Genomic DNA, 26,124 nt, shown 5'->3' on the forward strand with positions numbered 1-26,124 from the left:
CTGTTCGAGAGGGCAGTTAATCCGATCCCTGAAACAGAGCGGCTTGTAGCTTATGACTGTCGGCAGGACGCCTTTTCTTAAACAATTTGAGGATTTTTCCGGCTCACATCAGCTACACCCCACAGCGATTTTTCCAGCGCGCATTACTCCCTCGCCTTACATCGCTGTCAGGAAGCAATCTGAATAATGGCGGCGCTGATTCTGAGGCAGGAAATTTCCTGTTTTTCAGCAGAAGAAGCGCAGCTGGCCGTCATCTTTCGATTCTTATGGAGTGAGAATTTTCATGCGCAAGACCTTTCGTGCAATCGCTGTCGCCAGTGCCCTGAGTCCGGCACTGGCCATGGCCGCCGGTGCAGACCTGACCATCACCGGCAAAATCATCCCGACCACGTGTACGCCGGCCTTCACCGGCGGTAACACGGTGGATCTGGGGAATATTTCCGCCGCGGCACTGAACCGCGACAGTCAGACCGAACTGACCAACCACAATGTCACGCTGAATGTAAGTTGCTCGGCCTCCGCGCCCATGGCCATCAAGGTGCATGACAATCAGGCCCATACCCAACTGCAAGGTATCGTCATCGATGGCACCGATTGGGCTTTGTACATCTACGGAATCGGCGAGGTGGCGGGCACCAAGATCGGTGGTTACGGCCTGCGATACGGTACCCCCACAGTCGATGGCAAGCCGTCGATGATCATGTACAAGCAAGGGGGCATGACCAACTGGGACTCTCCGGATACCGCAACGCTGGTGGGAAAGAATGCCGAGGGCGGCAATCTTCGTTATTCGTGGGGCGCATCCCTGGCCGCAGGCCCGACGCCGGGCGTCGTGCACACCTTTCCCATGACGCTGGTGCCGGTCATCGGCCCGTCGGTGAACCTGCCGATCACTTCTGACATCGCGCTCAATGGCTCGGCAACGTTCGAGCTGCTCTACCTCTGACACCGCGCGCAACGCGCAACTAATCGACAGGCACCGGTCGCTTCCGGGCCTGTCCGTTCCAATCAATGTAATCGGCTGGCCTGTGGCCCGGCATGGATGCCGGCTGCGCGCTCGCCCGTGGACAACGTCATGAACGCCTTTTTGCGAAAAGCCATCGCCAGTGTGCTGCTGGTTTCCTTGTGGGTGCCCGGCTCGATCCGGGCGGCGGGAATGGTTCCCGAGACGCCTGTCGTTGTGCTCGACGAAGGTGTGGGTGAGGCCGGCATCAATGTGTTCAACAGCGAGTCGCATCCCGCGCTGCTGCACACGTCTGTCGAAGACGTGCCGCAAGACACCGAGTCATTGCTGTTGCTGACCCCGCCGGTCGCACGGGTCGAGGCTGGTGCGACGCAGCGTGTGCGTTTCATTCTGCGCAGCGCACAACCCTTGAAGACTGAGCGTCTGAAGCGCGTGATCTTCGAGGGCATCGCGCCGCAGGACTCGACGGGCAAGGCGCAAGTGAGTCTGAGCGTGCGGCAGAACATTCCGGTGATCCTGCGTCCGGCGAATCTGCCGGTCGACCGCGAGCCCTGGAAGCATCTGGTGTGGTCGCGACAAGGCGCAGACATCCAGGTGCGCAATCCCAGCCCGTACGTGGTGCGGCTGGGCCATTCGGTGACGCTGCTGCCGGGCTGGAAGGAGATGGATCTGGGTCGCACCTATGTGCTGCCCGGCGAGCAACTGACCTTGAGCGGAACGCCTGATCCGAGTCATGCGCCACTTCAGGTGCGGCTGTTTCCAGTGACCACCTACGGTTTCGCCATTGCGCACTTCGATGCTCCTTTGGTGACGGATTAATGCATCGAAGTTGTCTGGCCGGTGCGGCGTTGATCATCGCTCTCGGTACCGCCGGTGTCGCCAGAAGCGCCGAGGGTCTGCCCGTGCAGTTCAACCAGGACGTGCTCAAGTCCCGTGGGCTGGATCCGCGTCTGGCCGAATATTTCAGCCAGGCACCGCGTTTTCGCGAGGGCGTGCAGGCCGTCGCGCTGTCGGTCAATGGGGTTGCGAAGGGGCGGGTGCAGGTGGCGTTCGATGCCGAAGGCGAGTTGTGTTTCACGCCGTCCCTTCTGGAGCGGGGCGGCATCCGGTTGGCGCATCGCCTCGAACCGGCGGGCGGATCGGGATGCGAGCTGTTCGCCCGGTATTTTCCGGACGCGGTGGTACAGGTCGATCCGACGCAGGAGCACATCGCATTGCTGTTGCCCACCGATGCGCTGGTGCCTGATCGCCCGGCCGGTCGCAGTTTCCTCAACGGTGGCACGGCAGGCCTGTTCAACTACGACGCCTTGCTGCTGGACAGTCGTTTCGCCGGTCAGTCTTCGCAATTTCGCAATCTGAATGCCGAGCTGGGCCTGAATACGGCGGACTGGTCGTTTCGCAGCCGCCAGGTGTACAGCGAGTTCGACGGACAGGATCGTCTCGAGCATTTGTATGCCTACGCCTCGCACACCTCGGAACGCTACCGGGCCAATCTGCAACTGGGTCAGTTGAACATGGTCTCGCCGCTGTTTTCCGGTGAGGCGTTCAACGGGTTGCAGGTGCAACCGGAATTGGCCCTGATCGCGCTGGACGATGACAGCGCCGGTGCGCGGGTTGAAGGCATCGCCTATTCCGCCGCGCGGATCGAAGTAACCCAGAACGGTGCGCTGATCTACACCACCGTGGTGCCCGGCGGGCCGTTCACTTTGGTGGGATTGCCGTTGCTCAGCCAGAGCGTGGATCTGGAAGTGACGGTGCATGAAGAGGACGGTCAGCAACGGCGTTTCATTGTGCCGGCGACGCAGTTGCGAGACGCAATGACGGGCAGGGCGGCAGGTTATGCGCTGGCCGCCGGGCAGGTGCGGCGCTATGCCGGTGACGAGCGTGATGCGCCGTCCTTCGTTTCAGCCAGCAAGGACTGGCTGTGGGGGCCGCGCGGGCAGATCACGGCCGGCGTCATGTTCGGTACGGGTTATGAGTCGCTGGGCTGGGCATTGCAGGGCGGCGTCGGCGATCGCTGGGTACTCGGTGGCCGGCAGGTGATTTCCCGGGCACAGGATGAGGCTGTGTCCGGCACGCAATTGCAGTGGACCGCCAGCGGTCGGTTGAATGAAAGGTTGTCGACAAGTGTTGCGCTGACCCGACAAACACGGGGTTTCCGCACACTGTCGGACACCACTTGGGATTCGCGCAATGAGCGACCGTTCCAGCGAGTACGCAATCAACTGACGGCAAACCTCAGCACCAGCAGTCCGCTGTACGGAGGCTTTTCCACCAGTTACTCGCGGTTTTCCATGTTCGACGGGACGGCCACTTCCAGAGTCGCCCTGGCCTGGTCGCAGAGCATTCGGCGGACCAATGTGACATTTACGGTTGAACGGGATGTCGCCGGGGCCTCCAACGATGCTCGTGGCACCGCGGCCTATCTGAGTGTCAGTCTGCCGTTGGGCGGGCGCCAGACGTTGAACGGTTATGTGCGCAACGACGACGTGAGCGGTACGCGTAGCGGTCTGCGCTTCAATGAACAACTCAGCGACACCCTGGCCTACAGCATCGGAGCCGAGCGACCGGATGACGGCAGCGCCGGGTTCAACGGGCGGGTCAACCTTTTGCCCCGTTACAGTCAGATGGACATGGGCTATTCCCGCAGCGGCGCCGGCAACCGGAACTATGACATCGGCCTTCGCGGCGGTGCGCTGGTACACAGTGACGGCGTGACTTTGTCGCCTTATCCGCTGCGCGAAACCTTCGCCTTGCTCAAGGCCGGTGACAGCGCGGGCGTCAAGTTGAACACCCCGCGCGGCCCGGTCTGGACCGACTATTCCGGGCACGCCGTGGCGGCCAGTCTGCCGGCATACAGCAGAGGCCGCGTCGAGCTCGACACGGCCAGCCTGGGGCGCAACATCGATGTGCACAACGCTTTTCAGGAAGTCGAAGCCGGACGTGGCGCGGTGGCGTATCTGGCGTTCGACATGGTCACCGCACGTCGTCTGCTGTTGCAGGCGCGCACCGCCGATAACGTTCTTTTGCGCAAGGGCGGAGCTGTTTTCGACGCGCAGGGGCAGTACATCACCAACGTATTGGAGGCCGGCACGATCTTTCTGCCCGATGCCCGGCCAGACACGATTTTGCACGTGGTGCTGCCCGATGGCAGTCGCTGCCGGTTGGCCTACAGCCTCGGCGAACAACCCGATACGCAAGCACTGTACGAAACAGCGCATGCCACCTGCCACGCGGTTTAAGGAGTCAGTCACCATGCATCGTTTGAATAGCGCCACGATAGGTCTGGCGTTGCTGAGTACCGTGTTCACCGCCGAGCCGGCACAGGCGCAGTCGGGCTGTGCAGTCAGGCTGGGGCAGCCTTCCATCGATTTTGGTGCGATGACGCGCGGCCAGTTGCTGCAACAGCCCCTGGAAAATGACCTGTTGAGTTTCGGGCGCCGGCGGGTGCAGATCACCGTTCAATGTGAACGGCCAGCTGCGCTGCGACTCGATCTGGCGGCGCCGGCAGCGGATGCCGTGGACTATCGGTTTGGCGCAGGGACGTTGAGGGTCCATGTGCTGGCTGTTCGGGTGGATGGCAAAGCCGTGCAGTGGCTTGGCTTTGAACCGGGTGTCGCCTCCGGAGTGGCCGTCTGGCCCGCCGGGCAAAGCCTGATTCCAGCGCGGGCGGGGGTTGCACTGGAAGGTCAGCGCATGGACGTTGAAGTGGAACTTGAAGGGCGGGTCGGGTCAGCGCAGACCCGGGTTGCCGATCTGACCCGGTTCGAAATCGATGTGCGCTTTAACGCGTACTGAAACCTGGACTCGGGAGGCATGGCGGTACGAAGCATCTCGCCACAGAAATGTAGGATTCCGCCACTGAGTACAAATTGCCTATTCAACCAGTCGTAATTTCACTATTTGAGCGCTCCCGTTTCCTACAGATTTATCTCTCATAAGCCGCAATCATCATCCCGCTTAATTACATACCTGGTTTGCAGGGACTGAACTGTCAATCAAATGGAAGATTACGGCTTATGAAAAAGACATACCGTCTTGCAGTACTGGCGGCGGCGCTGCTGCCAACAATCGCAATGGCAGAAAGCGTTGACCTGAATGTCATCGGCACCATTATCCCGACCTCCTGCATTCCGGCATTTGCCGGTGGCAGCACGGTGGACCTGCGCAAGATTTCGGCGGCGACGCTGAATCCGACCACCCAGACCCTGTTGCCCGGTCGCGATGTGTCCCTGCACATCAATTGCGATGCGCCGGCGCCCGTGGAAGTGTCTGTGCGTGACAACCGCGCCGGCACCAAACTGCCGGGCATCAGTGATGGTACTGGCCAGAGCGATCCGGCGCTGTTTTACGGGCTGGGCGAAATCGGCGGTACGCGTATTGGTGGTTTCGCCTTGCGTCACGGTATTCCAGAGACCGACGGCAATGCCCAGACATTGCTGACCCGGACGCTGGCGGCCCCGGCATGGCGTGTGCCGAACAGTACGCTGGTCAGCAATGCGCCGCAGTTGTACTCGTGGGGCGCCAGCGCCGCGACCGGTCCGGTCGCTGCCCGCCACCACGGTTTCCCGATGCATCTGCTGCCGATCATCGGCCCAAGCAACGCCCTGCCGATTGCCAACGAAATCCCGCTGGACGGCTCCGTGACGTTCGACATGTTCTACCTCTGACGGCCGCGTCCCGGCGTCCCTCAGGCACCGGGACTGGCGGGTACACGCGAGCGCGATCCGGCGCCTGCCGGATCGCATTCAGGATTTCACGGATTATCCCGATGCTCATTTCTTTCAAGTCTGCTCTGAAGACGGCACTGCTGTGCCTGTCCGCATGGTTTTCAATGCCGCTGGCCCATGCCGCCGGAATGGTTCCGCAGACGCCGGTGCTGCTGGTGGAGGAGGGCATGGGTGAAGCGGTGATGAACGTGCGCAATACCGACACGCATCCCGCATTGCTGCACACCACCGTTGAAAACATCGAAGACAGTGACGACGTACTGCTGATCTTCACCCCGCCCATTGCCCGGGTCGAGCCGGGCGGCATTCAGCAAGTGCGATTCATTCTGCAAAACCGGCAACCGTTGAAGACCGAGCGCCTGAAGCGGGTGATCTTCGAGGGGATCAGCCCGACCAGTGACGCCGCCGGAGCGCGGGTTGCTCTCGGTGTACGCCAGAACCTGCCGGTGATTCTGCGTCCTGCCGGTTTGCCGATCGAGCGCGAGCCATGGAAACGGTTGACCTGGTCAATGGACGCCTCGGGTGTGCAGGTCGTCAATCCGAGCCCCTATGTGGTCCGACTGGCGAAAACCATTGTGCCTTTGCCGGGCACCCTTTCGGTGAATCTGCCCAAGACCCACATCCTGCCCGGTGAGCGCTTGCACGCTGAGCTGCCACTGCACACCTCGACCCAGACGATGGCGGTCAGGATCTTCCCGGCCACGACTTACGGCTTTGCGGTCGACCATTACGACGCGCCGGTTACTCGCTGATGAAGGTCTGCGCTCGTTGGGGCGTGTTGCTGATCGCGGCCAACGGCACCGCGCTGGCGGCCGAACCGTTGGAGTTCGACGCCCGCGTGTTGAGAGACCGCGGCATCGATCCTGCGCTGGCGGCGTACTTTCGTGAGGCGCCGCGTTTCACCCAAGGCGAGCATTCCGTGGCGCTTGAGGTCAACGGGCAGGCCAGAGGCCGTGTACGGATGACATTCAACGAGCGCGGCGAATTGTGTTTGCACACCCAGTGGATGAACGCTGCGGGCGTGCGTCCACCAGCTTCGATGGCCGGGCTGCAACCGGAACAATGCATGACGCTGACGGAGGGATTTCCCGAAGCGGTCGCGCAACTGGATCCGGGGCGCGAGCTGATTGATCTGCTGGTGCCGACCGACAGCCTGATGTTGCCGGCGCGTGCGCCCATCAATTTCGCTCATGGCGGTACGGCCGGCGTTTTCAACTACGACGCGTTGCTGGTCGGCAGCCAGCAAGAAGGCCGGGACGACAGGTTTCAGAGCCTGGGCTCGGAGGTCGGCCTGAATGCCGGTGACTGGGTGCTGCGCAGTCGGCAGTCCTATACGTCGACTTCCGGCAACTCGCGGTTCGAGCACTTGTATGCCTACGGTGCGCGAACCCTGGAGGACGCCGAGGCCAGTCTGCAGATCGGGCAATTGAATCTCGCATCGACCTTGTTTGCCGGCGAGTCGTTCGACGGTGTGCAGATCGTGCCGGAAGCGGCATTCGCCCAGTTGCGAACGGCGCAGGACGGTGCGCGCGGGCAAGTGGAAGGCGTTGCCTATTCGCCGGCTCGCATCGAAGTCCGGCAGAACGGCGTGATGATCTACACCACCATGGTGCCGAGTGGGCCGTTCACGCTGCGAGCGCTGCCGTTGCTGAGCAACCGGATTGATCTGGACGTGACCGTCCACGAACAGGATGGGCAGGCGCGGCGCTTGCGCGTGCCGGCGGCCAGCCTTCACGAAGCGCAATGGGCCGGGCCGAGCGGGTTCAACTTTGCGCTGGGTACGGTGCGACGGTTGGGCTCGGACGACCGACCGACACCTTCTTTCACCGCGATCAGCAAGGATTGGGATTGGGGACAGGCCACCCGACTGACCGCCGGTGTACTGGGGGCAACCGACTACCTGTCGGCTGGCTGGGGCCTGCAACGGCAGTGGGCCGGTGGCTATGCACTGGGCGTGAAGCAGGTGTTGTCCGATGAACGCTCCCGTGGCGTGAAGGGCAGCCAGACGCAATTGACGCTCGGTGCGCCGTTGTCCGAGAGCCTGTCGACGAGTCTGGTTGCGGTGCGCCAGAGCCGGAACTTTCGCACGCTGTCTGACACCGGTTGGGATCAAGACCTTCACCGCGCCGAATCCCCCGGTCGCGATCACCTGGTTTTTTCTGTCACGGGGTCGGCGGATCAATGGGGCGCATTCGGGGCGACCTGGTCACGCTATTCGACCCAGGGTGAACCGGCGCAGTCGCGTCTTGGCCTGTCGTGGTCTCGCACATGGCCTGAGCGCATCAGCCTGTCGTTGAACCTGGAACGCGCCATTGGCGATGCGGCGCCCGATCGCCTGGGCAACTCCGCCTACCTGACGCTGGGAATGGCGCTCGGAGGCCAGCGAAGGTTGCGGGGTTATTTGCGCCGTGATGATCGATCCGGCCTGCGCCGGGGCGTGGCCGTCAGCGACGTACTGGGTGAAAACCTGGCTTACAACGCCAACGCTGAATACCGCGATGAGACTGCGGCCAGTTATGGCGTGCGCTTCAATGCACTGCCGCGCTACACCAGCCTCGACGCAGGCGTCGGCCAGCGATCCGGCGCGACCGATTACGACGTGGGGCTGCGCGGTGGTGTAGCGCTGCATCGCGATGGCGCAACGTTGTCGCCCTATCCCCTGCGCGATACCTTCGGCGTTCTCAAGGCCGGTGACCGATCGGGCGTGAAACTGCACACGCCTCAAGGTCCGGTCTGGACCGATGGCTCGGGCCACGCAGTCGCGGCGAATCTGCCGGCCTGGTCGACCGCACGGCTGGAAGTCGACCCGCGAAGCCTGTCGCGCAACGTTGAAGTGCTCGACGGGGTGAAGCAGGTGCAGCCCGCCCGCGGATCGGTGCAGCATCTGGACTTCTCGCTCGTCACGGTCCGGCGCCTGTTGCTCAACGCCATGACCGTCGACCGGCAATGGCTGGCCAAGGGGTTGAGTGTTCACGATGAACAGGGCCGCTACCTGACAACGGTCCAGGACGGCGGAACGATTTTTCTGCCTGACGCAAAAGCGGGTCAGCGCCTGCATGTGCAGCTCCCTGACAACACGCGGTGCTCGTTGCGTTTCCCGCTTTCCGAATCCCCTGAAGACAGCGCACTGATCGAGCGGGTCGATGCCACCTGCGCCCCGGCCGAACTGTCCTGAACGAGTGCATCTGATGAAATTTCTGCTGTTTCTGGTCGTGTTGCTGTGCCTGGTAGTTGAACCGGCGTCAGGCGCCGAAACGTGTCAGTCGAGCCTGTCGTCGGCGAGCATCAACCTGGGTAGCGCAACGCGCGCCGACCTGCTGCAACGCACGGCGCTCGATGGCCGGGGGCCGGGCTTCGGCCTGCGCAGCGTGCATTTGCGGGTGCAGTGCCCCGACGTGCGCTTGATGCGCTGGGCATTTGTCGCGCCCCCGGCCGATCCGCAGCGTTTCCGTTGGGCGACGGGCACGCTGCAACTGCGTATCGTGGCAGTGCGTCTCGATGGTGTGGCGGTGCATTGGCGGCTGGACAGCGGTCAATCGGTCGAAGGCGATGTTCTGCGCCCGGGGATCCGCGTCGTCCCGTGGCGGGCGGACACCGGTGCCCGGGGCAGTCTGCTGGAAGTGGAGATGGAGCTTGATGCGCGGGTGGATGACGCCTCAAGCCGCCCCGTCGAACCGGTGCGGTTTGAAGGTCAGGGCGCCTTTACGGTGGATTAATCGGCCTCGGCCAACAGCTTGATCGCGGCCGCGCCGACTTTGCGCACCGCCTCTTCGATCAGCGCTGTCGGTTTGGCCGCGTAGTTCATGCGCAGGCAATTGCGGTACTTGCCGGAGGCGGAAAAGATGCTGCCGACGGCAATCTGTACGCCCTGGTCGTGCAGCGCACGATTCAGTTTCAGCGTATCGAAACCTTCCGGCAATTCGACCCAGAGCATAAAGCTGCCCTGCGGGCGGCTGGCGCGGGTGCCGGCCGGGAAATATCGGGTCACCCAGTCAATCATCACGTCGCGATTGCGCTGGTATTGCGTGCGCATCCGCCGCAAATGTGGCTCGAAGTGCCCGGCCTTGAGAAATTCGGCGATGGCGATCTGCGGCTGTGGGGCTGTAGAACCGGTGCTGATGTATTTCATGTGCAGCACCCGTTCGAGATAGCGACCGGGCGCGACCCAGCCGATGCGCAGCCCCGGCGCGAGAGTCTTGGAAAACGAACTGCACAGTAAGACACGGCCATCTTCGTCGAAGGATTTGATCGTGCGCGGACGTGGATAGGTGTAGGCCAGTTCGCCATACACATCGTCCTCGATGATCGCCACGTCGAAGCGCTGGGCCAGGGTGAGGAGGGCGCGTTTACGCGACTCCGGCATGATGTAGCCAAGCGGGTTGTTGCAGTTGGGCGTGAGCTGGATGACCTTGATCGGCCATTGCTCCAACGCCAGTTCCAAGGCTTCGAGGCTGATGCCGGTGAGCGGGTCGGTGGGGATTTCCAGCGCTTTCATGCCCAGTCCCTTGAGGGTCTGCATGGCGCCGTGAAAGCTTGGTGAATCCACCGCGACGATGTCGCCGGGCTCGCAGATCGCGTGGATGCTGGTGGACAGCGCTTCGTGGCAACCGGTGGTGACCACCAGATCGCTGGCGCTCAACTGGCAGCCGGAATCGAGCATCAGCCGGGCGATCTGTTCGCGCAGTTCGAGGGTGCCGTGGATGTTGTCGTAATGCAGACCGGGCATGTCCTGACGGCGGCTGATACGGGCCAGGCCGCGCAGCAGCGGTTTCATCGTCGGTGACGAGATATCCGGCATGCCGCGACCGAGTTGCACCACGTCCTTGCGCGGCACGGCGCGAATCAGTTCCAGCACCTGATCCCACTGGGAAATCTCCACCGGCCGTTGCGCCGGACGCCCGACCGCCGGCAGTTCCGGCAACTCGCGACCCACCGGCACGAAGTACCCGGACTTGGGTTTGGGCGTGGCCAGTCCGCTGTCTTCCAGCATTCGATAGGCCTGCTGCACCGTGCTCAGGCTGACCCCGTGTTCCACGCTCAGGGCGCGCACCGACGGCAGGCGATCACCAGGACGGTAGAAGCCTTGTTCGATGCGGGTGCCGAGCAGTTCGGCAAGGTTCACGTACAGGGTCATGGCACTGCCTCGATGCAGATGATTCGAAAAACCAGTACAGATGCGGCGTAAATCGACAATTCAGTCTCGGGAACAACAAATCTGTATGGAAATAATACAGATGTGTTGAATCTGTAATGCTTTTGCTCGCCCGCGCATCATGGAATCTCTGGCTACCCAAGTAAACAGGAGCGACAAAAATGAACGGCTTGAGCGATGTGCGGCTGACGTTACACAGTCAGGAACTGGAGGCTGGGCAACAGGACAACGCGCGCAATGAGATCCTGCGCAACGCACCGTCCGGCCTGAGTCGCTGGGGTCTGTTCTGGCATCGTCTGCACACGCGCAAGGCGTTGCTGCGCCTGACGCCGGAACAGCTCAAGGATATCGGGCTGACCCGCGAACAGGCGCTGGAGGAGGGGTTGAAGCCGTTCTGGCGGATTTAGAGGGATCGTTCCCACGCTTTGCGTGGGAACGCCGCCCCGGACGCTCCGCGTCCGCTGTGACGCAGAGCGTCACTGGATGCATTCCCACGCAGGAGCGTGGGAACGAGCTCACACCAGCTCTTTAAGGCGATGCCACAACATCCCCAACGCCAGCAGCGGCGAACGAAGATGCTTGCCGCCGGGGAAGGTGATGTGTGGCACTTTGGCGAACAGGTCGAAGCCACCGCCGTGCTGGCCGCTGATGGCCTCGGCCAGCAGCTTGCCCGCCAGGTGCGTGGCATTCACGCCGTGACCGGAATAGGCCTGGGCGTAATACACATTCGGCTGGTCGGCGAGCCGGCCAATCTGCGGCAGACGGTTGGCGCCGATGCCGATCATCCCGCCCCACTGATAATCGATCTTCACCGAGGCCAGTTGCGGAAAGACTTCGAGCATCTTCGGCCGCATGTACGCGCCGATATCCTTCGGGTCACGCCCGGAGTAATGGCACGCGCCGCCGAACAGCAGGCGCCGGTCCGCCGAGAGCCGGTAGTAGTCGAGCGCCACTCGCTGGTCGCAGACCGCCATGTTCTGCGGCAGCAGGTTGTGGGCCTGCTCCTCGCTCAGCGGTTCGGTGGCGATGATGTAGCTGCCGGCCGGCAGCACCTTGCCGCTGAGTTGTGGATTCAGATTGTTGAGATAGGCATTGCAGCCGAGTACCAGGGTTTTTGCCCGCACCGAGCCTTGCGCGGTGTGCACGCGGACTTCGGGGCCGTAATCGATGCGGGTCACCGCCGATTGCTCGAACAGTTTCACCCCCGCTTGCTGCGCCGCGGCGGCTTCGCCGAGTGCCAGGTTCAGCGGGTGCAGATGCCCGGAACCCATGTCGATCAAACCGCCTACGTAGCGTCTGGAACCGACCACGGTGTGCATCTCGTTCGCCTGCAGCAGACGTGTTTCATGGCGATAACCGAGGCTGCGCAACTCTTCGGCGTCTTCGGCAAAACCTTCCAGGTCGGAGGGTTTGTTGGCGAGGTCGCAGTAACCCCAGGTCAGGTCGCAGGGGATCTGAAATTTCTCGACGCGCCGGCGGACGATTTCCACCGCTTCCAGGCCCATGAGTTTCATCTGCCGCACGCCGTCGGCGCCGATCACGTTGGCGAACTGATCGAGGCCATGACCGACCCCGCGAATCAGTTGCCCGCCGTTGCGACCGCTGGCGCCCCAGCCGATCCGGTGCGCTTCCAGCAGCACCACGCTCAAGCCCCGTTCAGCCAATTCCAGCGCGGTGTTCAGCCCGGAGAAACCGCCACCGACCACGCACACGTCGGCGATCAGTTCACCTTGCAGCACCGGATGGTCGGGTTGCGGCAGGCTGCTGGCGGCGTAGTAAGAGGCAACGTGGTGCTGGCTCGCGGTGGCTTGGGCGCGGGCATTCATGGGCGTCATCCTGAGCGGGTGTCGAGAAAATTTGACGGAGCATAAGCCGCAGGCCCGAGGCCGGGCAACATTGGTCGGCCCGTGGTGTCTGGAACACGGCTTTTGCGGCACAATTGCCGCCTATTTCGCTCCGGTTAATGCTGCAATGAGCTGCAACAGTCAGAAAATCCGCACCCTGCGTCAGCAGATTCCCACGTTCGAGTGCGTGCCAGGCTGCCATGACTGTTGCGGGCCGGTGACCACCTCACCCGAGGAAATGTCCCGCCTCCCGCGCAAGACGCGCGCCGAGCAGGACGCGGCCATGGAAGCACTCAACTGTGTGCACCTGGGGCCGAATGGCTGCACGGTGTATGACGAGCGGCCGTTGATCTGTCGGTTGTTCGGAACGACCCAGACCTTGCCGTGCCCCAACGGCCGGCGGCCGGTGGAGCTGATTCACCCAAGGGTCGAGAAGCAGGTGTTCGAGTACATGGCGGAAAACCGACAGGTGCTGGTCTGAGCGTTCAGTCCGGAATCGGCAGGCTCAGGCTCTCTTTCACTTCTTCCATCACGATGTAGCTCTTGGATTCACGTACGTGCGGCAGCTTGAGCAGGATGTCGCCCAGCAGCTTGCGGTACGAGGCCATCTCGGAAATCCGTGCCTTCACCAGATAGTCGAAATCCCCTGACACCAGATGGCACTCCAGCACGTGGGGCAACTTCAGCACCGCACGTCGGAACTCTTCGAAAGTATCGCCGGATTTGTAGTCGAGGCTGATCTCGACGAACACCAGCAGGCTACCCTTCAAGTGCTGCGGATTCAGGCGGGCGTTGTAGCCCATGATGATTCCCTCACGCTCCAGGCGCCGCACCCGCTCGGTACACGGCGTGGTGGAGAGCCCGACCTTCTCGCCCAGTTCGGTGAATGAAATCCGCCCGTCCGCCTGCAGAATCCGCAAGATGTTGCGGTCGATCTTGTCCAGCTCACGTTTGGTCTGAGTGTTGGTACGCATAGGGGATGCGCCTCCGTGAAAAGGGTTTTTGCCGAGAATTGTCGCCAAATATAGGCGCTTATACAGTGAAAAGCACTGGCGAATCTTTTTTACACTGCGCGCATCATTGCTCTAACAACAGACGTACGCGGCACGCCGCGAGAGGGATACAAAAATGCGCGTTATGGTCTTGGGTAGCGGCGTCATCGGTACCGCCAGTGCTTACTATCTGGCCCGTGCCGGGTTTGAAGTGGTGGTGGTCGACCGGCAGCCCGCCGCGGCCATGGAGACCAGTTTCGCCAACGCAGGCCAGGTCTCGCCGGGCTACGCCTCGCCGTGGGCTGCGCCGGGCGTGCCCCTCAAGGCCATCAAGTGGCTGCTGCAACGTCACGCGCCGCTGGCGATCAAGGCCACTGCCGACATCGACCAATACTTGTGGATGGCGCAGATGCTGCGTAACTGCACCGCAAACCGTTACGCGGTGAACAAGGAGCGCATGGTCCGCCTGTCCGAGTACAGCCGTGACTGCCTCGACGAATTGCGCGCCGAGACCGGCATCGCCTACGAAGGCCGCAGCCTCGGTACGACTCAATTGTTCCGCACCCAGGCGCAACTGGATAACGCCGCCAAGGACATCGCCGTATTGAAAGAGTCCGGCGTGCCGTTTGAAGTGCTCGACCGCGCCGGCATTGCCCGCGTCGAACCGGCTCTGGCGGGTGTCACCGACATCCTCGCCGGTGCCCTGCGCCTGCCGAACGACCAGACCGGTGACTGCCAGATCTTCACCACTCGCCTCGCCGAAATGGCCACCAGACTGGGTGTGGAATTCCGTTTCGGTCAGGACATCCAGCGCCTCGACTTCGCCGGCGACCGCATCAACGGCGTGTGGATCGACGGCAAGCTGGAAACCGCTGACCGCTACGTACTCGCCCTCGGCAGTTACTCGCCGCAACTGCTCAAGCCGCTGGGCATCAAGGCCCCGGTGTATCCGTTGAAGGGCTACTCGCTGACCGTGCCGATCACCAATCCGGACATGGCCCCGACGTCGACCATTCTCGACGAGACCTACAAGGTCGCGATCACCCGTTTCGACAACCGCATCCGCGTCGGCGGCATGGCGGAGATCGCCGGTTTTGACCTGTCGCTGAACCCGCGCCGGCGCGAAACCCTGGAGATGATCGTCAACGACCTTTATCCTCGGGGCGGCAATCTGGCCGAAGCGAGTTTCTGGACCGGCCTGCGCCCAACCACCCCGGATGGCACACCGATCGTCGGTGCCACCCCGTTCAAGAACCTGTTCCTGAACACCGGTCACGGCACCCTCGGCTGGACCATGGCGTGCGGCTCCGGTCGCTTGCTGGCCGACCTGATGGCGAAGAAAAAACCTCAAATCAGCGCCGAAGGCCTCGATATTTCCCGTTATGGCAACACCACCCAGGAGTCCGCGAAGCATGGCAATCCAGCGCCAGCTCACCAATGAGCGCATGAGTCAGATCGTCAGCCACAACGGTACGGTGTATCTGTCCGGGCAGGTCGGCGATGACTTCAACGCCGGTGTCGAACAGCAGACCCGCGACGTACTCGCCAACATCGAGCGTCTGCTCGATCTGGCCGGCACCGACAAGCAACATCTGCTGTCGGCGACGATCTACCTGAAGGACATCGAGGCGCACTTTGCCGGCATGAACTCGGTGTGGGACCAGTGGCTGCCCAAGGGAGCCGCCCCGGCCCGCGCCACGGTGGAAGCGAAGATGGCCAAGCCGAGCATCCTGGTCGAGATCTCCATCGTCGCTGCATTACCGTAACCCGTTGTAAAGATCCCTCTCCCGGTGCTGTTGGCGGTTCACGCCGTCAGCCAGCGCCGGTTTTTATTTCCATGACCGCCAAGAAGTCTGCTGCCATGCGTCCTGCCCGTGCCCTGATCGACCTTCAAGCCCTGCGTCACAACTACCGTATCGCCCGTGAAGTTACCGGTGCCAAGGCACTGGCGGTGATCAAGGCCGATGCCTATGGCCATGGTGCAGTGCGTTGTGCCCAGGCGCTGGAAGCTGAAGCGGACGGCTTCGCGGTGGCGTGCATCGAAGAAGCGCTGGAGCTGCGTGCTGCCGGGATTCGTGCACCGGTGCTGTTGCTCGAAGGCTTTTTCGAGGCGGACGAACTGGCGCTGATCGTCGAGCACGATTTCTGGTGCGTGGTGCATTCGCTGTGGCAGCTCGAAGCTATCGAGCAGACGGCATTGAGCAAACCGATCACCGTATGGCTGAAGCTCGATTCGGGCATGCACCGTGTCGGCCTGCATCCGAAGGATTACCCGGCGGCTTACCAGCGTTTGCTGGCCAGCGGCAAGGTGGCGAAAGTCGTGCTGATGAGCCACTTCGCCCGGGCCGATGAGCTGCACGAGCAGAGCAGCGCCGATCAGGTTGCGGTGTTCGAAGCGGCACGTCAGGGGCTGGCGGCTGAAGTCAGCCTGCGCAACTCGCCGGCGGTGCTGGGCTGGCCGCAGATTCACAGCGACTGGGTGCGCCCGGGCATCATGCTCTACGGCGCCACCCCGTTCGAAGAAGCCAACGCCGTGGCCGAGCGTCTGCAACCGGTGATGACGCTGGAGTCGAAAGTCATCAGCGTGCGCGAACTGCCGGCCGGCGAGCCGGTGGGCTACGGCGCCAAATTCATCACCGACAAACCGATGCGCATCGGCGTGGTTGCCATGGGTTACGCCGACGGTTATCCGCGTCAGGCGCCGACCGGCACCCCGGTGCTGGTGGCCGGCCAGCGCAGCCGCATTCTTGGCCGGGTGTCGATGGACATGCTGTGCATCGACCTGACCGACGTGCCGCAAGCCGGCCTCGGTTCGACTGTCGAGCTGTGGGGCAAAAACATCCTCGCCAGCGACGTGGCGAAGTGGGCGGACACCATTCCTTACCAGATCTTCTGCAACCTGCGTCGGGTGCCAAGGCTCTATTCCGAGGGTTGAAGCGCAAGCGGGGCCCAAGTGTTGTAAATACTGAACGCTGTCGCCATGATAACGCTCAATATTTCTACAGCATCAGGAGGCTCCCGCCTTGGACGTCGGTGAACGACTGCAATCGATCCGCAAGCTCAAAGGACTGTCCCAGCGTGAACTCGCCAAGCGCGCGGGCGTCACCAACAGCACCATTTCGATGATCGAAAAGAACAGCGTCAGCCCTTCGATCAGTTCGCTGAGGAAAGTTCTGGGCGGGATTCCCATGTCCATGGTCGAGTTCTTTTCCGAAGAGATCCTGCAGGAAAAACCGACTCAGATCGTCTACAAGGCCAACGAGCTGATCGACATTTCCGACGGCGCCGTGACCATGAAACTGGTCGGTCGCGCGCACCCGAGCCGGGCCATCGCGTTCCTCAATGAAATCTATCCGCCGGGCGCCGATACCGGCGAGGAAATGCTCACCCACGAAGGCGAGGAAACCGGGATTCTGGTGGAAGGGCGCCTGGAGCTGGTGGTGGGTCTTGAAACTTTTATCCTCGAAGCCGGCGACAGCTACTACTTTGAAAGTACCAAGCCGCATCGTTTCCGTAATCCGTTCGATGCGCCGGCGCGACTAATCAGCGCAGCCACGCCGGCGAATTTTTAAACAAAGAGGCGCCAGGCCACACGGCGAAGGCACCCGAACCGTTGTTCCACAGCGCGATATAACCCCTTCGACTTTGGGGTTGTTTCAGTGAAGCGGGCTAACCGCTATACTTGCGCCCGCCTGCGAACCGTGGCCGCAGGCGTGAATAGCCACCATTGAGGGTGAACGCGTGAACCTAATTATGAAAATGCTGGCTGCACCAGCAACCGTACTGGCCCTCTGGGCTGTCAGCGCTCAAGCTGCGACGAATGACGACATTGCCAAACGCCTCGAGCCGGTCGGCCAGGTGTGTGTTCAAGGGCAAGAGTGCAAGGGGATGGAAGTCGCTGCTTCGGCAGGCGGCGGTGGCGGTGCCAAGACGCCGGACGAAGTGATTGCCAAACATTGCAACGCTTGCCACGGCTCCGGCCTGTTGGGCGCACCGAAAATCGGTGACACCGCGGCCTGGAAAGAGCGCGCCGATCACCAGGGCGGCCTCGACGGCATCCTGGCCAAGGCCATCACCGGCATCAACTCCATGCCACCGAAAGGCACCTGCGCCGACTGCTCCGATGAAGAGCTGAAGGGCGCGATCCAGAAAATGTCCGGCCTGAAATAAGCCACGCTTTCGACGAAAAAAACCGTCTTCGGACGGTTTTTTTGTACGCGCGATTTGGGCCTGAGGCTGTTCTTTGCAGCAAACAACCGGCAATCTCGGTCGTACCTCTATTCACGGAACGGGCAGGAGGCTTCAGATGGTGCAGTTGTGTTCGATCGAACAGGCAGTGGACGACGTACTGGCGCGGTTGCCGGCGCATATCCACATGGGCCTGCCGCTGGGGCTGGGCAAACCCAACCCCTTCGTCAACGCGCTGTACCGCCGCATCGCCAGTTTGCCCGAACGGCAACTGACGATCTACACCGCCCTGTGCCTCGGCCGTCCGGCATTGGGCGATGGGTTGCAGAAGCGCTTCATCGAACCCTTCGTCGAGCGGGTGTTTGGCGATTACCCGGAGCTGGACTTCCTCGCCGACCTGCACCGCGACAGCCTGCCGTCCAACATTCGCATCGAACAGTTCTTCATGCAGCCCGGCAGCCTGCTAAACAGTGCGCCGGCCCAGCAGGATTACGTCAGCAGCAACTACAGCCACGCGGCCCGCGACATCAATGCCGCCGGCCTGAACCTGGTGGCGCAGTTGCTCGCCAGCAGCAGCGAACATCCCGATCGCCTGAGCCTGAGCTGCAACCCGGACATCACCCTCGACCTGTTCCCGATGATCGCCAAACGCCGGGCAGCGGGGGAGACCATTCTGCTGGTCGGCCAGGTGCACACCGAGTTGCCGTACATGCCGGGCGATGCCGAAATCGATATCGACACCTTCGACCTGCTGATCGATGAAAAGGACAGCAGCACGCTGTTTTCCACGCCGAACATGCCCGTCGGGTTTCAGGATCACTTCATCGGTCTGCACGCCAGCACCCTGGTGCGCGATGGCGGCACCTTGCAGATCGGCATCGGTTCGATGGGCGATGCGCTGACCGCTGCGTTGCTGGCGCGTCAGGCTGACAACGCCTCGTACAAGCACTTGCTGACCGATGTGAACCTCAGCCAGTGGGCACAGTTGATCGAACGCGAGGGCGGCATCGAACCGTTCGCCAAGGGCCTGTACGGTTGCAGCGAAATGTTCGTCAACGGCCTGCTGGTGCTGGCCGAAGCCGGGATCATCCGGCGCAAGGTCTACCCGGATGTGCAGACTCAGGAGCAGGCCAACGCCGGGACTCTCGACGAGGCGGCGCAAACCGACGGCTTGTCGATTCACGGTGGTTTCTTCCTCGGGCCGCGCAGTTTCTATGAGCGCTTGCGCGAGTTGCCGCTGAGCAAACGCCTCGAATTCAACATGACCCGTATCAGCTACATCAACGAGCTGTATGGTCAGGAAGAGCTCAAGCGCCTGCAACGCCTCGATGCGCGCTTCATCAACACCGTGTTCACCATGACCCTGCTGGGCGCCGGGGTGGCGGATCAACTGGAAGACGGGCGGGTGCTCAGCGGCGTCGGCGGGCAGTACAACTTCGTTGCCCAGGGCCATGCGCTGCACGATGCGCGGTCGATTCTGCTGCTGCGCAGCTGGCGCGAGTCCGGCGGCGATGTCAGTTCGAACATTGTCTGGGAGTACGGCCACTGCACGATTCCACGGCACCTGCGTGACATCGTCGTCACCGAGTACGGCATCGCCGACCTGCGCGGCAAATCGGATGCGGTGGTGATCGAGGCGCTGTTGAACATCAGCGACTCGCGCTTCCAGCAAGGCCTGATCGAACAGGCGCAGAAGGTCGGCAAGCTGCCGAAGGATTTCCGTCTCGATCCGCGCTTTACCGACAACACCCCACAACGCTTGCAGGCGATTGCCGCACGGCATCCGAACCTGTTTCCGGAATATCCGCTGGGCTGTGATTTCACTGAGGTCGAGAAGGATCTGTTACGGGCGCTGAACTGGCTCAAGAGCAAATTCAAGCTGACCGAGATTCTGGAACTGGGCAAGGCCGCGCTGGATGCGCCGCAGGCTTCGTTGTATCCGGAGCATTTGGCGCGCATGCAGCTGACCCACCCGGAAGGCCTGAAGGAAGACCTGTTTCAGCGGTTATTGCTTACGGGCCTGAAGGCCACCGCGCAGTAACCGCTACACAAAACACTGTGGGAGCGAGCTCGCTCCCACAAGTATTGCGGCGCAGTTGAGTCAGTGATCAGTCGATGAAGGTCACGACGCCGCCCGCCAGCGATTTCACGCGAGCCAGCGACTCGACGCGGTAACCCTGCGAATCCAGTTCCGCACGGCCGCCCTGGAACGATTTCTCGATCACGATGCCCAGGCCCGCGACGGTGGCGCCGGCCTGTTTGATGATCGAGATCAGCGCCTGGGATGCCTTACCGTTGGCCAGGAAGTCGTCGATGATCAGCACGCGGTCGCTGCTGGTCAGGTGACGCGGGGAGATGGCCACGGTGCTTTCGGTCTTCTTGGTGAACGAGTAGACCGTCGCCGACAGCAGGTTTTCAGTCAGGGTCAGGGACTGTTGCTTGCGGGCGAAGATCACCGGCACGCCGAGGTTCAGACCGGTCATGATCGCCGGGGCGATGCCGGACGCTTCGATGGTGACGATCTTGGTGATGCCCGAATCCTTGAACAGCGTGGCGAATTCGTCGCCGATCAGCTTCATCAGGGCCGGGTCGATCTGGTGGTTCAGGAAGGCGTCGACCTTCAGGACCTGGTCGGAAAGCACAATGCCTTGTTCGCGGATTTTCTGGTGCAGGGCTTCCATGAAGCTGTCCTCTGTTGGCGCCTTGTGCGCCCTAAGGTTTTAAAAAAGTGGTCAATTCTAGCGCTTTAACATCGCGCGTATATCTGCCAATGCGCTATTGCCCCGCACGGCTTTGACTTCGGTCGGTGTGTCGTCGTTGCCTTCCCAGGCCAGGTCGTCCGGCGGCAGCTCATCGAGGAAGCGGCTGGGCGCGCAGTCGATGATCTCGCCGTACTGTTTGCGCTTGGCGGCGAAGGTGAACGCAAGGGTCTGGCGCGCGCGGGTGATGCCCACGTAGGCCAGTCGGCGTTCTTCTTCGATGGTGTCGGCTTCGATGCTGGAGCGGTGCGGGAGGATTTCCTCTTCCATGCCCATGATGAACACGTAAGGAAATTCCAGGCCCTTGGACGCATGCAGGGTCATCATCTGCACGCCTTCGGCGCCGTCCTCTTCTTCCTGCTGACGTTCGAGCATGTCGCGCAGAACGAGTTTGCCGATGGCATCCTCGACGGTCATTTCGCCGTCTTCGTCTTTTTCCAGGGTGTTTTTCAAGGCTTCGATCAGGAACCAGACGTTGCTCATCCGGTAGTCCGCGGCCTTGTCGCTGGAACTGTTGGTGCGCAGCCAGTTCTCGTAGTCGATGTCCATGACCATGCTGCGCAGCGCCGAAATCGGGTCTTCGCCGGCGCACTGCTCGCGCACCTTGTCCATGAAACGCTTGAAGCGCGACAGGCGATCGGTGAAGCGGCTGTCCAGATGCTCGCCCAGGCCGAGTTCGTCGGTGGCGGCGTACATCGAGATCTTGCGTTCGGTGGCGTAGTTGCCGAGTTTTTCCAGGGTCGTAGAACCGATCTCCCGACGCGGCACGTTGATCACCCGCAGGAAGGCGTTGTCGTCGTCCGGGTTCACGATCAGGCGGAAGTAGGCCATCAGGTCTTTCACTTCCTGGCGGCCGAAGAAGCTGTTGCCGCCGCTCAGACGGTACGGCACCTGATGGTGCTGCAGTTTCAGCTCGATCAGCTTGGCCTGGTAGTTGCCGCGATAGAGGATCGCGAAATCGCTGTACGGGCGGTCGGTGCGCAAGTGCAGGCTGAGAATTTCCATCGCCACGCGCTCGGCTTCGGCGTCCTCGTTGCGGCAGCGGATCACGCGGATCTCGTCGCCGTGGCCCATCTCACTCCACAGCTGCTTCTCGAATTCGTGCGGGTTGTTCGAGATCAGCACGTTGGCGCAACGCAGGATGCGGCTGGTGGAGCGGTAGTTCTGCTCCAGCATCACCACTTTCAGGGACGGATAGTCGTCCTTGAGCAGCATCAGGTTTTCCGGCCGTGCGCCGCGCCAGGCGTAGATCGACTGGTCGTCATCGCCCACCACGGTGAATTGGTTACGCTTGCCGATGAGCATTTTCACCAGCAGATACTGGCTGGCATTGGTGTCCTGATATTCGTCGACCAGCAGGTAACGCACCTTGTTCTGCCACTTTTCGAGGATGTCGGCGTGCTCTTCGAAGAGTTTCACCGGCAGCAGGATCAGGTCGTCGAAGTCCACCGCGTTGAACGCCTTGAGCGTGCGCTGGTAGTGGGTGTAGACGATGGCGGCAGTCTGTTCCTTCGGGTTGCGGGCGTTTTCCAGGGCCTGGGCCGGCAGGATCAGGTCGTTTTTCCAGGCGCCGATCATGTTCTTGATCTCGTCGACGCCGTCGTCGCCTGCGTATTCCTTTTGCATGATGTCAGTCATCAGCGACTTGACGTCGGTTTCGTCGAAGATCGAGAAACCGGGTTTGTAGCCCAGCCGTTCATGTTCCTTGCGGATGATGTTCAGGCCCAGGTTGTGGAAGGTGCAGACCGTCAGGCCGCGACCTTCGCCGGGGCGCAGCAGGGTGCCGACCCGTTCCTTCATCTCGCGCGCAGCCTTGTTGGTGAAGGTCATGGCGACGATGTACTGGGCGCGGATGCCGCAGTTCTGGATCAGGTGCGCAATCTTGCGCGTGATCACGCTGGTCTTGCCGGAGCCAGCACCGGCGAGCACCAATAGAGGGCCGCCGACGTAGTTCACGGCTTCTTGCTGCCGGGGATTGAGTCGGGACATACGGAAATTCGGGAGTCGTTGACGAAATGGGCCGGCATTTTAACAGGCTCAGCGATTTGTGCTGCTCTCTCCGACTTGTGACGCAGCACGCGATTGAAATTTGCCGGTTTTGTTACTTTCACGCAGGATGCGCGGTGATTTTGCGGCTAATGTTCTCATTCGTGACACAAAATAACGTTTTGATATCCGTTGTCGTTTGGTCATTGGTTGCCGCAACGGCATAATGCCCGCCGCCCACATCATTGCAGAGTCTAGGGAGTCAGCTTGACTACGCCTGTCGAACCCTTGCGTTTGCTGCTACTGGCCGAAGAGCCAGCGTGGACAGCGTTATTGCGCGAGTGTCTGGCTCCGTTGGGGAGTGCGGCGGTGCTGATCAGCGCGCCGAACTGGGAGTCGGTCAGCAGCCTGTTCGAAGACAACCGCCACGCGGTGTTGTTGACCGTTCCCGCGTTGCAGCCGGCGCCCGGCCGTTGCAGCCTGCCGACGGTATTGCTTTTGGAACAGGAGCCGGCGACCGCGCCCGATGGCGTCAGCGACTGGCTGGTGTTCGATGCCCTCGATGCCGGCATGCTCCGGCGTTGCCTGCGGCATGTGCGCGAACGCGGCGTGCTGGAAAACACCCTGCAACGCCTGGCCGAACAGGATCCGCTGACCGGCATCGCCAACCGCCAGGGCTTCCAGACCCTGCTCACGGCGCGCCTCGCCGAAAACGACGGTCGCGGCCTGGCCCTCGGCCACCTCGATCTCGACAACTTCCGCCACGCCAACGACGCCCTCGGCCATCAGGCCGGCGATCGCCTGATCCTGCAAGTCGTCGCACGGCTGAAAAGTCAGCTGGAAGTCGGCGATCAACTGGCACGCCTGGGCAGCGACGAATTCGCCCTGCTGATCGACACCCGCCGCGCCCCGCAACGGGCGGAATGGATGGCCGAACGCATCACCGAAGCCCTGGCCGAACCTTATTGGGTCGATGGCGAAAGCCTGTTGATCGGTTCCAGCCTCGGCATCGCTCATGCCCGGGCCCAGGCCGGTGCCGATCCGCTGATGTGGCACGCGCACATCGCCATGCAACAGGCCAAGAGCACCCAGGGCTGCACGTTTCACATCTTCAACGAACGGATCAACCGCAACGCGCGGAGCATGGCCGACCTCGAAAGCGAGCTGCGCCGGGCCTTGCGCCGCGATGAGCTGGAGCTGCATTACCAGCCGCGCCTGAATCTGCAGGATGGCCAGATCGTCGGCCTCGAAGCGCTGGTGCGCTGGCGTCACAGTGAGCGCGGCTTGCTTGCGCCGAGCGAATTTGTGCCGCTGGCCGAGCAGAGCGGCCTGATTGTGCCGCTGGGTTATTGGGTGATTTCCCGGGCCCTGCGTGACATGCAGGCGTTGCGCGAGCGCGGTCTGCCGGCGCTGCACATGGCGATCAACCTGTCGTTCCGCCAGTTTCAGGACAGCCAGTTGCTGCCGACGCTCAGCCGCTTGATCGCCGAGCGCGGTGTCGAGGCGCAATGGCTGGAATTCGAACTCACCGAAACCGCCGTGATGCGCCGCAGCGATCTGGTCAAGCAGACCATGGACGCGCTCGGTCGCCTCGGCGTGCGTTTTTCGCTGGATGACTTCGGCACCGGGTTCTCGTCGTTCGTGCACCTCAACAGCCTGCCGATCACCTTGCTGAAGATCGACAAGAGTTTCGTCGGCGGCATGGAGCAACGCGAAGAAAACCGCAAACTGGTGCACGCGATGATCAATCTCGCGCACAACCTGCACCTGGAAGTGGTGGCCGAAGGGGTGGAAACCCGCGAGCAACTGGATCTGTTGCGCGGTTTCGGTTGCGATCAGGTGCAGGGGTATCTGATCAGCAAGCCGCTGCCGTTGGCCGAGCTGGTTGAGTATCTGGTGGCTGATGCCAGTCAGCCGCCGCTGGGTATTGTGGTTTAGCCTCAAATACCTGAGGGAGCAAGCTTGCTCCCTCAGGGAAACTCACTCGGGCTGAGCGATCTTGAAGCCTTGAACTTGCGGCTCAAGGCGAATCATCCGCTTCATCTTCCATTCGAATGCCAGCGTCAGGCTCACTGCCGCGCAGGCCAGTCCCAGCGCCAGCCCCCACCAGACGCCGGTCGGCCCCCAGTGCAGATGGAACGCCATCAGCCATGCCGACGGCGCGCCGATCAGCCAGTAGCAGCCGAGCCCGACCAGAAACGTGGTCTTGGCATCCTTGAGCCCGCGAATGCAGCCCATGGCGATCGTCTGCGTACCGTCAAACAGCTCGAACCACGCCGCCACGGCCAGCAGGCTCACGGCCAGATGAATCACCTCGGCAAATGCCGGATCGTTATGGTCGAGGAACAAACCGACCAGCTGATTCGGCAGCAGCCAGAACACCATCGCAAACCCCAGCATCACCACTGCACCGAAGACGATACCGACCCGCCCGGACATCCGCGCATCGCTCAATTGCCCGGCGCCGTAATGCTGGCCGACGCGCATGGTGATCGCATACGACATCCCCGCCGGCACCATGAATGCCACCGAAACGATTTGTAGCGCAATCTGATGCGCCGCCAGTTGGGTGCTGCCCATGGTGCCCATGCACAGCGCCGCGAAGGCGAACAGCCCGACCTCTACCGCGTAGGTGCCGCCAATCGGCAGACCCAGGCGCCAGAGTTCTTTCAGGTACTGCCGGTTCGGCCGCGACAGGCCTTCACGCAGCGGGTAGGCGTTATAGGCCGGATGCCGGCGGATGTGCCAGGCCAGCGCCAGTGCCATGCAATTGGCAACAATTGCCGTGACCAGACCGATACCGGTCAGGCCCAGTTTCGGCAGGCCGAACATGCCAGTGATCAACGCGTAATTGAGCAGGAAGTTGGCCACGGTGCCGGCGAGGCTGATGACCATCACCGGTGTTGCCCGGCCGATGGCGCTGGTGAAACCGCGCAGGGCCATGAAGCTCAGGTAGCCGGGCAGGGCGAAGGGCAGGGCGATCAGGAACTGCCCGGCGGCGTTGACGTTGGTCTCGGTCTGGCCGAACAGCAACAGCACCGGTTTCAGATTCCATAACAGCAACCCGGCACCGAGTGCCATCAGCCACGCCAGCCATAGCCCGGCCTGAGTCAGGCGGGCGGCGCCGATGATGTCGCCGGCGCCCTGACGAATCGCCACCAGGGTACCGACCGCCGCGATTACGCCGATGCAGAAAATCGACACGAACGAATAGCTGGCTGCGCCCAGACCACCTCCGGCCAGCGCTTCGGGACTGAGGCGCGCCATCATCAGGGTGTCGGTCAGCACCATCAGCATGTGCGCCAACTGCGAAGCAATCAACGGCCCCGCCAGCCGCAGGATGGCCCAGAGTTCGGTACGCACAGGACGCTGCATGGTGTTCACATCCATATAAAAGAGGGAGCAGGAGACCGTCGATTCTCAGGGTTTGGTGCGGGTTGCACAAAGGGATAAAAAGGATGGGTGGCATGATTAAAACTCATCCTGCGACGATTCTGCTAAGTTGGCGC

23 protein-coding genes are annotated in these 26,124 nt (G+C 62.0%); 17 read left to right on the top strand and 6 right to left on the bottom strand.

The window, feature by feature from the left end; all coding sequences use genetic code 11:
• The first annotated feature begins 283 nt into the window (after positions 1 to 283).
• From MKZ87_RS20320 to MKZ87_RS20355, 8 genes are all read left to right on the top strand, one after another.
• Positions 284 to 946: a DUF1120 domain-containing protein gene (locus MKZ87_RS20320; RefSeq protein ID WP_085696832.1), complete on the top strand. Its 663-nt coding sequence runs from the start codon at positions 284 to 286 to the stop codon at positions 944 to 946.
• A gap of 129 nt (positions 947 to 1,075) precedes the next feature.
• Positions 1,076 to 1,783, top strand: a complete 708-nt coding sequence (locus MKZ87_RS20325; protein ID WP_266201898.1) for a fimbria/pilus chaperone family protein — start codon at positions 1,076 to 1,078, stop codon at positions 1,781 to 1,783.
• Positions 1,783 to 4,206: a fimbria/pilus outer membrane usher protein gene (locus MKZ87_RS20330; protein ID WP_266201899.1), complete on the top strand. Its 2,424-nt coding sequence runs from the start codon at positions 1,783 to 1,785 to the stop codon at positions 4,204 to 4,206. Before MKZ87_RS20325 ends, MKZ87_RS20330 begins: the two co-directional genes overlap by 1 nt.
• A 13-nt stretch (positions 4,207 to 4,219) precedes the next feature.
• Positions 4,220 to 4,762, top strand: coding sequence for a hypothetical protein (locus MKZ87_RS20335; RefSeq protein ID WP_227233907.1), 543 nt, complete (start codon positions 4,220 to 4,222; stop codon positions 4,760 to 4,762).
• A gap of 221 nt (positions 4,763 to 4,983) precedes the next feature.
• Positions 4,984 to 5,634, top strand: coding sequence for a DUF1120 domain-containing protein (locus MKZ87_RS20340; RefSeq protein ID WP_085696836.1), 651 nt, complete (start codon positions 4,984 to 4,986; stop codon positions 5,632 to 5,634).
• Between the two features lie 101 nt (positions 5,635 to 5,735).
• Positions 5,736 to 6,446: a fimbria/pilus chaperone family protein gene (locus tag MKZ87_RS20345; protein WP_266201900.1), complete on the top strand. Its 711-nt coding sequence runs from the start codon at positions 5,736 to 5,738 to the stop codon at positions 6,444 to 6,446.
• On the top strand, positions 6,446 to 8,869 hold the full coding sequence (locus MKZ87_RS20350) for a fimbria/pilus outer membrane usher protein (RefSeq protein WP_266201901.1): 2,424 nt from the start codon (positions 6,446 to 6,448) through the stop codon (positions 8,867 to 8,869). Before MKZ87_RS20345 ends, MKZ87_RS20350 begins: the two co-directional genes overlap by 1 nt.
• Before the next feature lie 13 nt (positions 8,870 to 8,882).
• The gene (locus tag MKZ87_RS20355; protein WP_266201902.1) at positions 8,883 to 9,410 is read left to right on the top strand and encodes a hypothetical protein; all 528 of its coding nucleotides are present in this window, start codon (positions 8,883 to 8,885) and stop codon (positions 9,408 to 9,410) included.
• Here MKZ87_RS20355 and MKZ87_RS20360 read toward each other — a convergent pair.
• Positions 9,407 to 10,828 (bottom strand): PLP-dependent aminotransferase family protein, encoded by a 1,422-nt coding sequence (locus MKZ87_RS20360; RefSeq protein ID WP_085696840.1) that lies wholly within the window; start codon positions 10,826 to 10,828, stop codon positions 9,407 to 9,409. The two genes, MKZ87_RS20355 and MKZ87_RS20360, sit on opposite strands and share 4 nt — an antisense overlap.
• A gap of 179 nt (positions 10,829 to 11,007) precedes the next feature.
• Between MKZ87_RS20360 and MKZ87_RS20365 the strand changes: the two genes are divergently transcribed.
• Positions 11,008 to 11,253 carry a DUF1127 domain-containing protein gene (locus tag MKZ87_RS20365; protein ID WP_085696841.1) on the top strand — a complete coding sequence of 82 codons (246 nt, stop codon included), beginning with the start codon at positions 11,008 to 11,010 and terminating at the stop codon, positions 11,251 to 11,253.
• Between the two features lie 108 nt (positions 11,254 to 11,361).
• Here MKZ87_RS20365 and MKZ87_RS20370 read toward each other — a convergent pair whose 3' ends face one another.
• The gene (locus MKZ87_RS20370; protein WP_085696842.1) at positions 11,362 to 12,672 is read right to left on the bottom strand and encodes an NAD(P)/FAD-dependent oxidoreductase; all 1,311 of its coding nucleotides are present in this window, start codon (positions 12,670 to 12,672) and stop codon (positions 11,362 to 11,364) included.
• A 145-nt stretch (positions 12,673 to 12,817) separates the two neighbouring features.
• Here MKZ87_RS20370 and MKZ87_RS20375 point away from each other — a divergent pair, with 145 nt between their 5' ends.
• Positions 12,818 to 13,171 carry a YkgJ family cysteine cluster protein gene (locus MKZ87_RS20375; RefSeq protein WP_085696843.1) on the top strand — a complete coding sequence of 118 codons (354 nt, stop codon included), beginning with the start codon at positions 12,818 to 12,820 and terminating at the stop codon, positions 13,169 to 13,171.
• Between the two features lie 4 nt (positions 13,172 to 13,175).
• Here MKZ87_RS20375 and MKZ87_RS20380 read toward each other — a convergent pair whose 3' ends face one another.
• Positions 13,176 to 13,664: an Lrp/AsnC ligand binding domain-containing protein gene (locus MKZ87_RS20380; RefSeq protein WP_003177284.1), complete on the bottom strand. Its 489-nt coding sequence runs from the start codon at positions 13,662 to 13,664 to the stop codon at positions 13,176 to 13,178.
• Between the two features lie 154 nt (positions 13,665 to 13,818).
• Between MKZ87_RS20380 and dadA the strand changes: the two genes are divergently transcribed.
• The 6 genes from dadA (at position 13,819) to MKZ87_RS20410 (ending at position 19,911) form a co-directional block, all read left to right on the top strand.
• The gene (dadA, locus tag MKZ87_RS20385) at positions 13,819 to 15,123 is read left to right on the top strand and encodes a D-amino acid dehydrogenase (protein ID WP_085696844.1); all 1,305 of its coding nucleotides are present in this window, start codon (positions 13,819 to 13,821) and stop codon (positions 15,121 to 15,123) included.
• Positions 15,095 to 15,448, top strand: a complete 354-nt coding sequence (locus MKZ87_RS20390) for a RidA family protein (protein WP_085696845.1) — start codon at positions 15,095 to 15,097, stop codon at positions 15,446 to 15,448. The genes dadA and MKZ87_RS20390 overlap by 29 nt, the downstream gene beginning before the upstream one ends.
• Before the next feature lie 95 nt (positions 15,449 to 15,543).
• Positions 15,544 to 16,617 (top strand): alanine racemase, encoded by a 1,074-nt coding sequence (gene alr / locus MKZ87_RS20395; RefSeq protein ID WP_266201927.1) that lies wholly within the window; start codon positions 15,544 to 15,546, stop codon positions 16,615 to 16,617.
• Between the two features lie 88 nt (positions 16,618 to 16,705).
• On the top strand, positions 16,706 to 17,254 hold the full coding sequence (locus tag MKZ87_RS20400) for a cupin domain-containing protein (RefSeq protein WP_003229444.1): 549 nt from the start codon (positions 16,706 to 16,708) through the stop codon (positions 17,252 to 17,254).
• A gap of 181 nt (positions 17,255 to 17,435) precedes the next feature.
• Positions 17,436 to 17,852: a c-type cytochrome gene (locus tag MKZ87_RS20405; RefSeq protein ID WP_039765242.1), complete on the top strand. Its 417-nt coding sequence runs from the start codon at positions 17,436 to 17,438 to the stop codon at positions 17,850 to 17,852.
• 136 nt (positions 17,853 to 17,988) lie between these two features.
• Positions 17,989 to 19,911, top strand: coding sequence for an acetyl-CoA hydrolase/transferase C-terminal domain-containing protein (locus tag MKZ87_RS20410; protein WP_266201903.1), 1,923 nt, complete (start codon positions 17,989 to 17,991; stop codon positions 19,909 to 19,911).
• Positions 19,912 to 19,978: 67 nt separating this feature from the next.
• On the opposite strand, the gene MKZ87_RS20415 is transcribed toward MKZ87_RS20410, so the two are convergent.
• Positions 19,979 to 20,551, bottom strand: coding sequence for a xanthine phosphoribosyltransferase (locus MKZ87_RS20415; RefSeq protein ID WP_075946495.1), 573 nt, complete (start codon positions 20,549 to 20,551; stop codon positions 19,979 to 19,981).
• Positions 20,552 to 20,608: 57 nt separating this feature from the next.
• Entirely contained in the window at positions 20,609 to 22,618 is a 2,010-nt protein-coding gene (gene rep, locus MKZ87_RS20420) for a DNA helicase Rep (RefSeq protein WP_039765244.1), read from the bottom strand.
• Between the two features lie 264 nt (positions 22,619 to 22,882).
• Between rep and MKZ87_RS20425 the strand changes: the two genes are divergently transcribed.
• Positions 22,883 to 24,553, top strand: a complete 1,671-nt coding sequence (locus MKZ87_RS20425; protein WP_227233893.1) for a putative bifunctional diguanylate cyclase/phosphodiesterase — start codon at positions 22,883 to 22,885, stop codon at positions 24,551 to 24,553.
• 42 nt (positions 24,554 to 24,595) lie between these two features.
• Here the strand turns inward: MKZ87_RS20425 and MKZ87_RS20430 are convergent, their stop codons facing one another.
• The gene (locus MKZ87_RS20430) at positions 24,596 to 25,990 is read right to left on the bottom strand and encodes a NorM family multidrug efflux MATE transporter (protein ID WP_227233892.1); all 1,395 of its coding nucleotides are present in this window, start codon (positions 25,988 to 25,990) and stop codon (positions 24,596 to 24,598) included.
• Positions 25,991 to 26,124 lie beyond the last annotated feature (134 nt).

The sequence above is a fragment of the Pseudomonas sp. MCal1 genome (assembly GCF_026341415.1).
Classification (GTDB): Bacteria; Pseudomonadota; Gammaproteobacteria; order Pseudomonadales; family Pseudomonadaceae; genus Aquipseudomonas.

What these genes read in the sequence shown, in the direction of transcription:
- MKZ87_RS20320 (WP_085696832.1), top strand. Translation starts at nt 284, where the DNA reads ATGCGCAAGACCTTTCGTGCAATCGCTGTCGCCAGTGCCCTGAGTCCG.
- MKZ87_RS20325 (WP_266201898.1), top strand. Translation starts at nt 1,076, where the DNA reads ATGAACGCCTTTTTGCGAAAAGCCATCGCCAGTGTGCTGCTGGTTTCC.
- MKZ87_RS20330 (WP_266201899.1), top strand. Translation starts at nt 1,783, where the DNA reads ATGCATCGAAGTTGTCTGGCCGGTGCGGCGTTGATCATCGCTCTCGGT.
- MKZ87_RS20335 (WP_227233907.1), top strand. Translation starts at nt 4,220, where the DNA reads ATGCATCGTTTGAATAGCGCCACGATAGGTCTGGCGTTGCTGAGTACC.
- MKZ87_RS20340 (WP_085696836.1), top strand. Translation starts at nt 4,984, where the DNA reads ATGAAAAAGACATACCGTCTTGCAGTACTGGCGGCGGCGCTGCTGCCA.
- MKZ87_RS20345 (WP_266201900.1), top strand. Translation starts at nt 5,736, where the DNA reads ATGCTCATTTCTTTCAAGTCTGCTCTGAAGACGGCACTGCTGTGCCTG.
- MKZ87_RS20350 (WP_266201901.1), top strand. Translation starts at nt 6,446, where the DNA reads ATGAAGGTCTGCGCTCGTTGGGGCGTGTTGCTGATCGCGGCCAACGGC.
- MKZ87_RS20355 (WP_266201902.1), top strand. Translation starts at nt 8,883, where the DNA reads ATGAAATTTCTGCTGTTTCTGGTCGTGTTGCTGTGCCTGGTAGTTGAA.
- MKZ87_RS20360 (WP_085696840.1), bottom strand. Translation starts at nt 10,828, where the DNA reads ATGACCCTGTACGTGAACCTTGCCGAACTGCTCGGCACCCGCATCGAA.
- MKZ87_RS20365 (WP_085696841.1), top strand. Translation starts at nt 11,008, where the DNA reads ATGAACGGCTTGAGCGATGTGCGGCTGACGTTACACAGTCAGGAACTG.
- MKZ87_RS20370 (WP_085696842.1), bottom strand. Translation starts at nt 12,672, where the DNA reads ATGAATGCCCGCGCCCAAGCCACCGCGAGCCAGCACCACGTTGCCTCT.
- MKZ87_RS20375 (WP_085696843.1), top strand. Translation starts at nt 12,818, where the DNA reads ATGAGCTGCAACAGTCAGAAAATCCGCACCCTGCGTCAGCAGATTCCC.
- MKZ87_RS20380 (WP_003177284.1), bottom strand. Translation starts at nt 13,664, where the DNA reads ATGCGTACCAACACTCAGACCAAACGTGAGCTGGACAAGATCGACCGC.
- dadA (WP_085696844.1), top strand. Translation starts at nt 13,819, where the DNA reads ATGCGCGTTATGGTCTTGGGTAGCGGCGTCATCGGTACCGCCAGTGCT.
- MKZ87_RS20390 (WP_085696845.1), top strand. Translation starts at nt 15,095, where the DNA reads ATGGCAATCCAGCGCCAGCTCACCAATGAGCGCATGAGTCAGATCGTC.
- alr (WP_266201927.1), top strand. Translation starts at nt 15,544, where the DNA reads ATGCGTCCTGCCCGTGCCCTGATCGACCTTCAAGCCCTGCGTCACAAC.
- MKZ87_RS20405 (WP_039765242.1), top strand. Translation starts at nt 17,436, where the DNA reads ATGAAAATGCTGGCTGCACCAGCAACCGTACTGGCCCTCTGGGCTGTC.
- MKZ87_RS20410 (WP_266201903.1), top strand. Translation starts at nt 17,989, where the DNA reads ATGGTGCAGTTGTGTTCGATCGAACAGGCAGTGGACGACGTACTGGCG.
- MKZ87_RS20415 (WP_075946495.1), bottom strand. Translation starts at nt 20,551, where the DNA reads ATGGAAGCCCTGCACCAGAAAATCCGCGAACAAGGCATTGTGCTTTCC.
- rep (WP_039765244.1), bottom strand. Translation starts at nt 22,618, where the DNA reads ATGTCCCGACTCAATCCCCGGCAGCAAGAAGCCGTGAACTACGTCGGC.
- MKZ87_RS20430 (WP_227233892.1), bottom strand. Translation starts at nt 25,990, where the DNA reads ATGCAGCGTCCTGTGCGTACCGAACTCTGGGCCATCCTGCGGCTGGCG.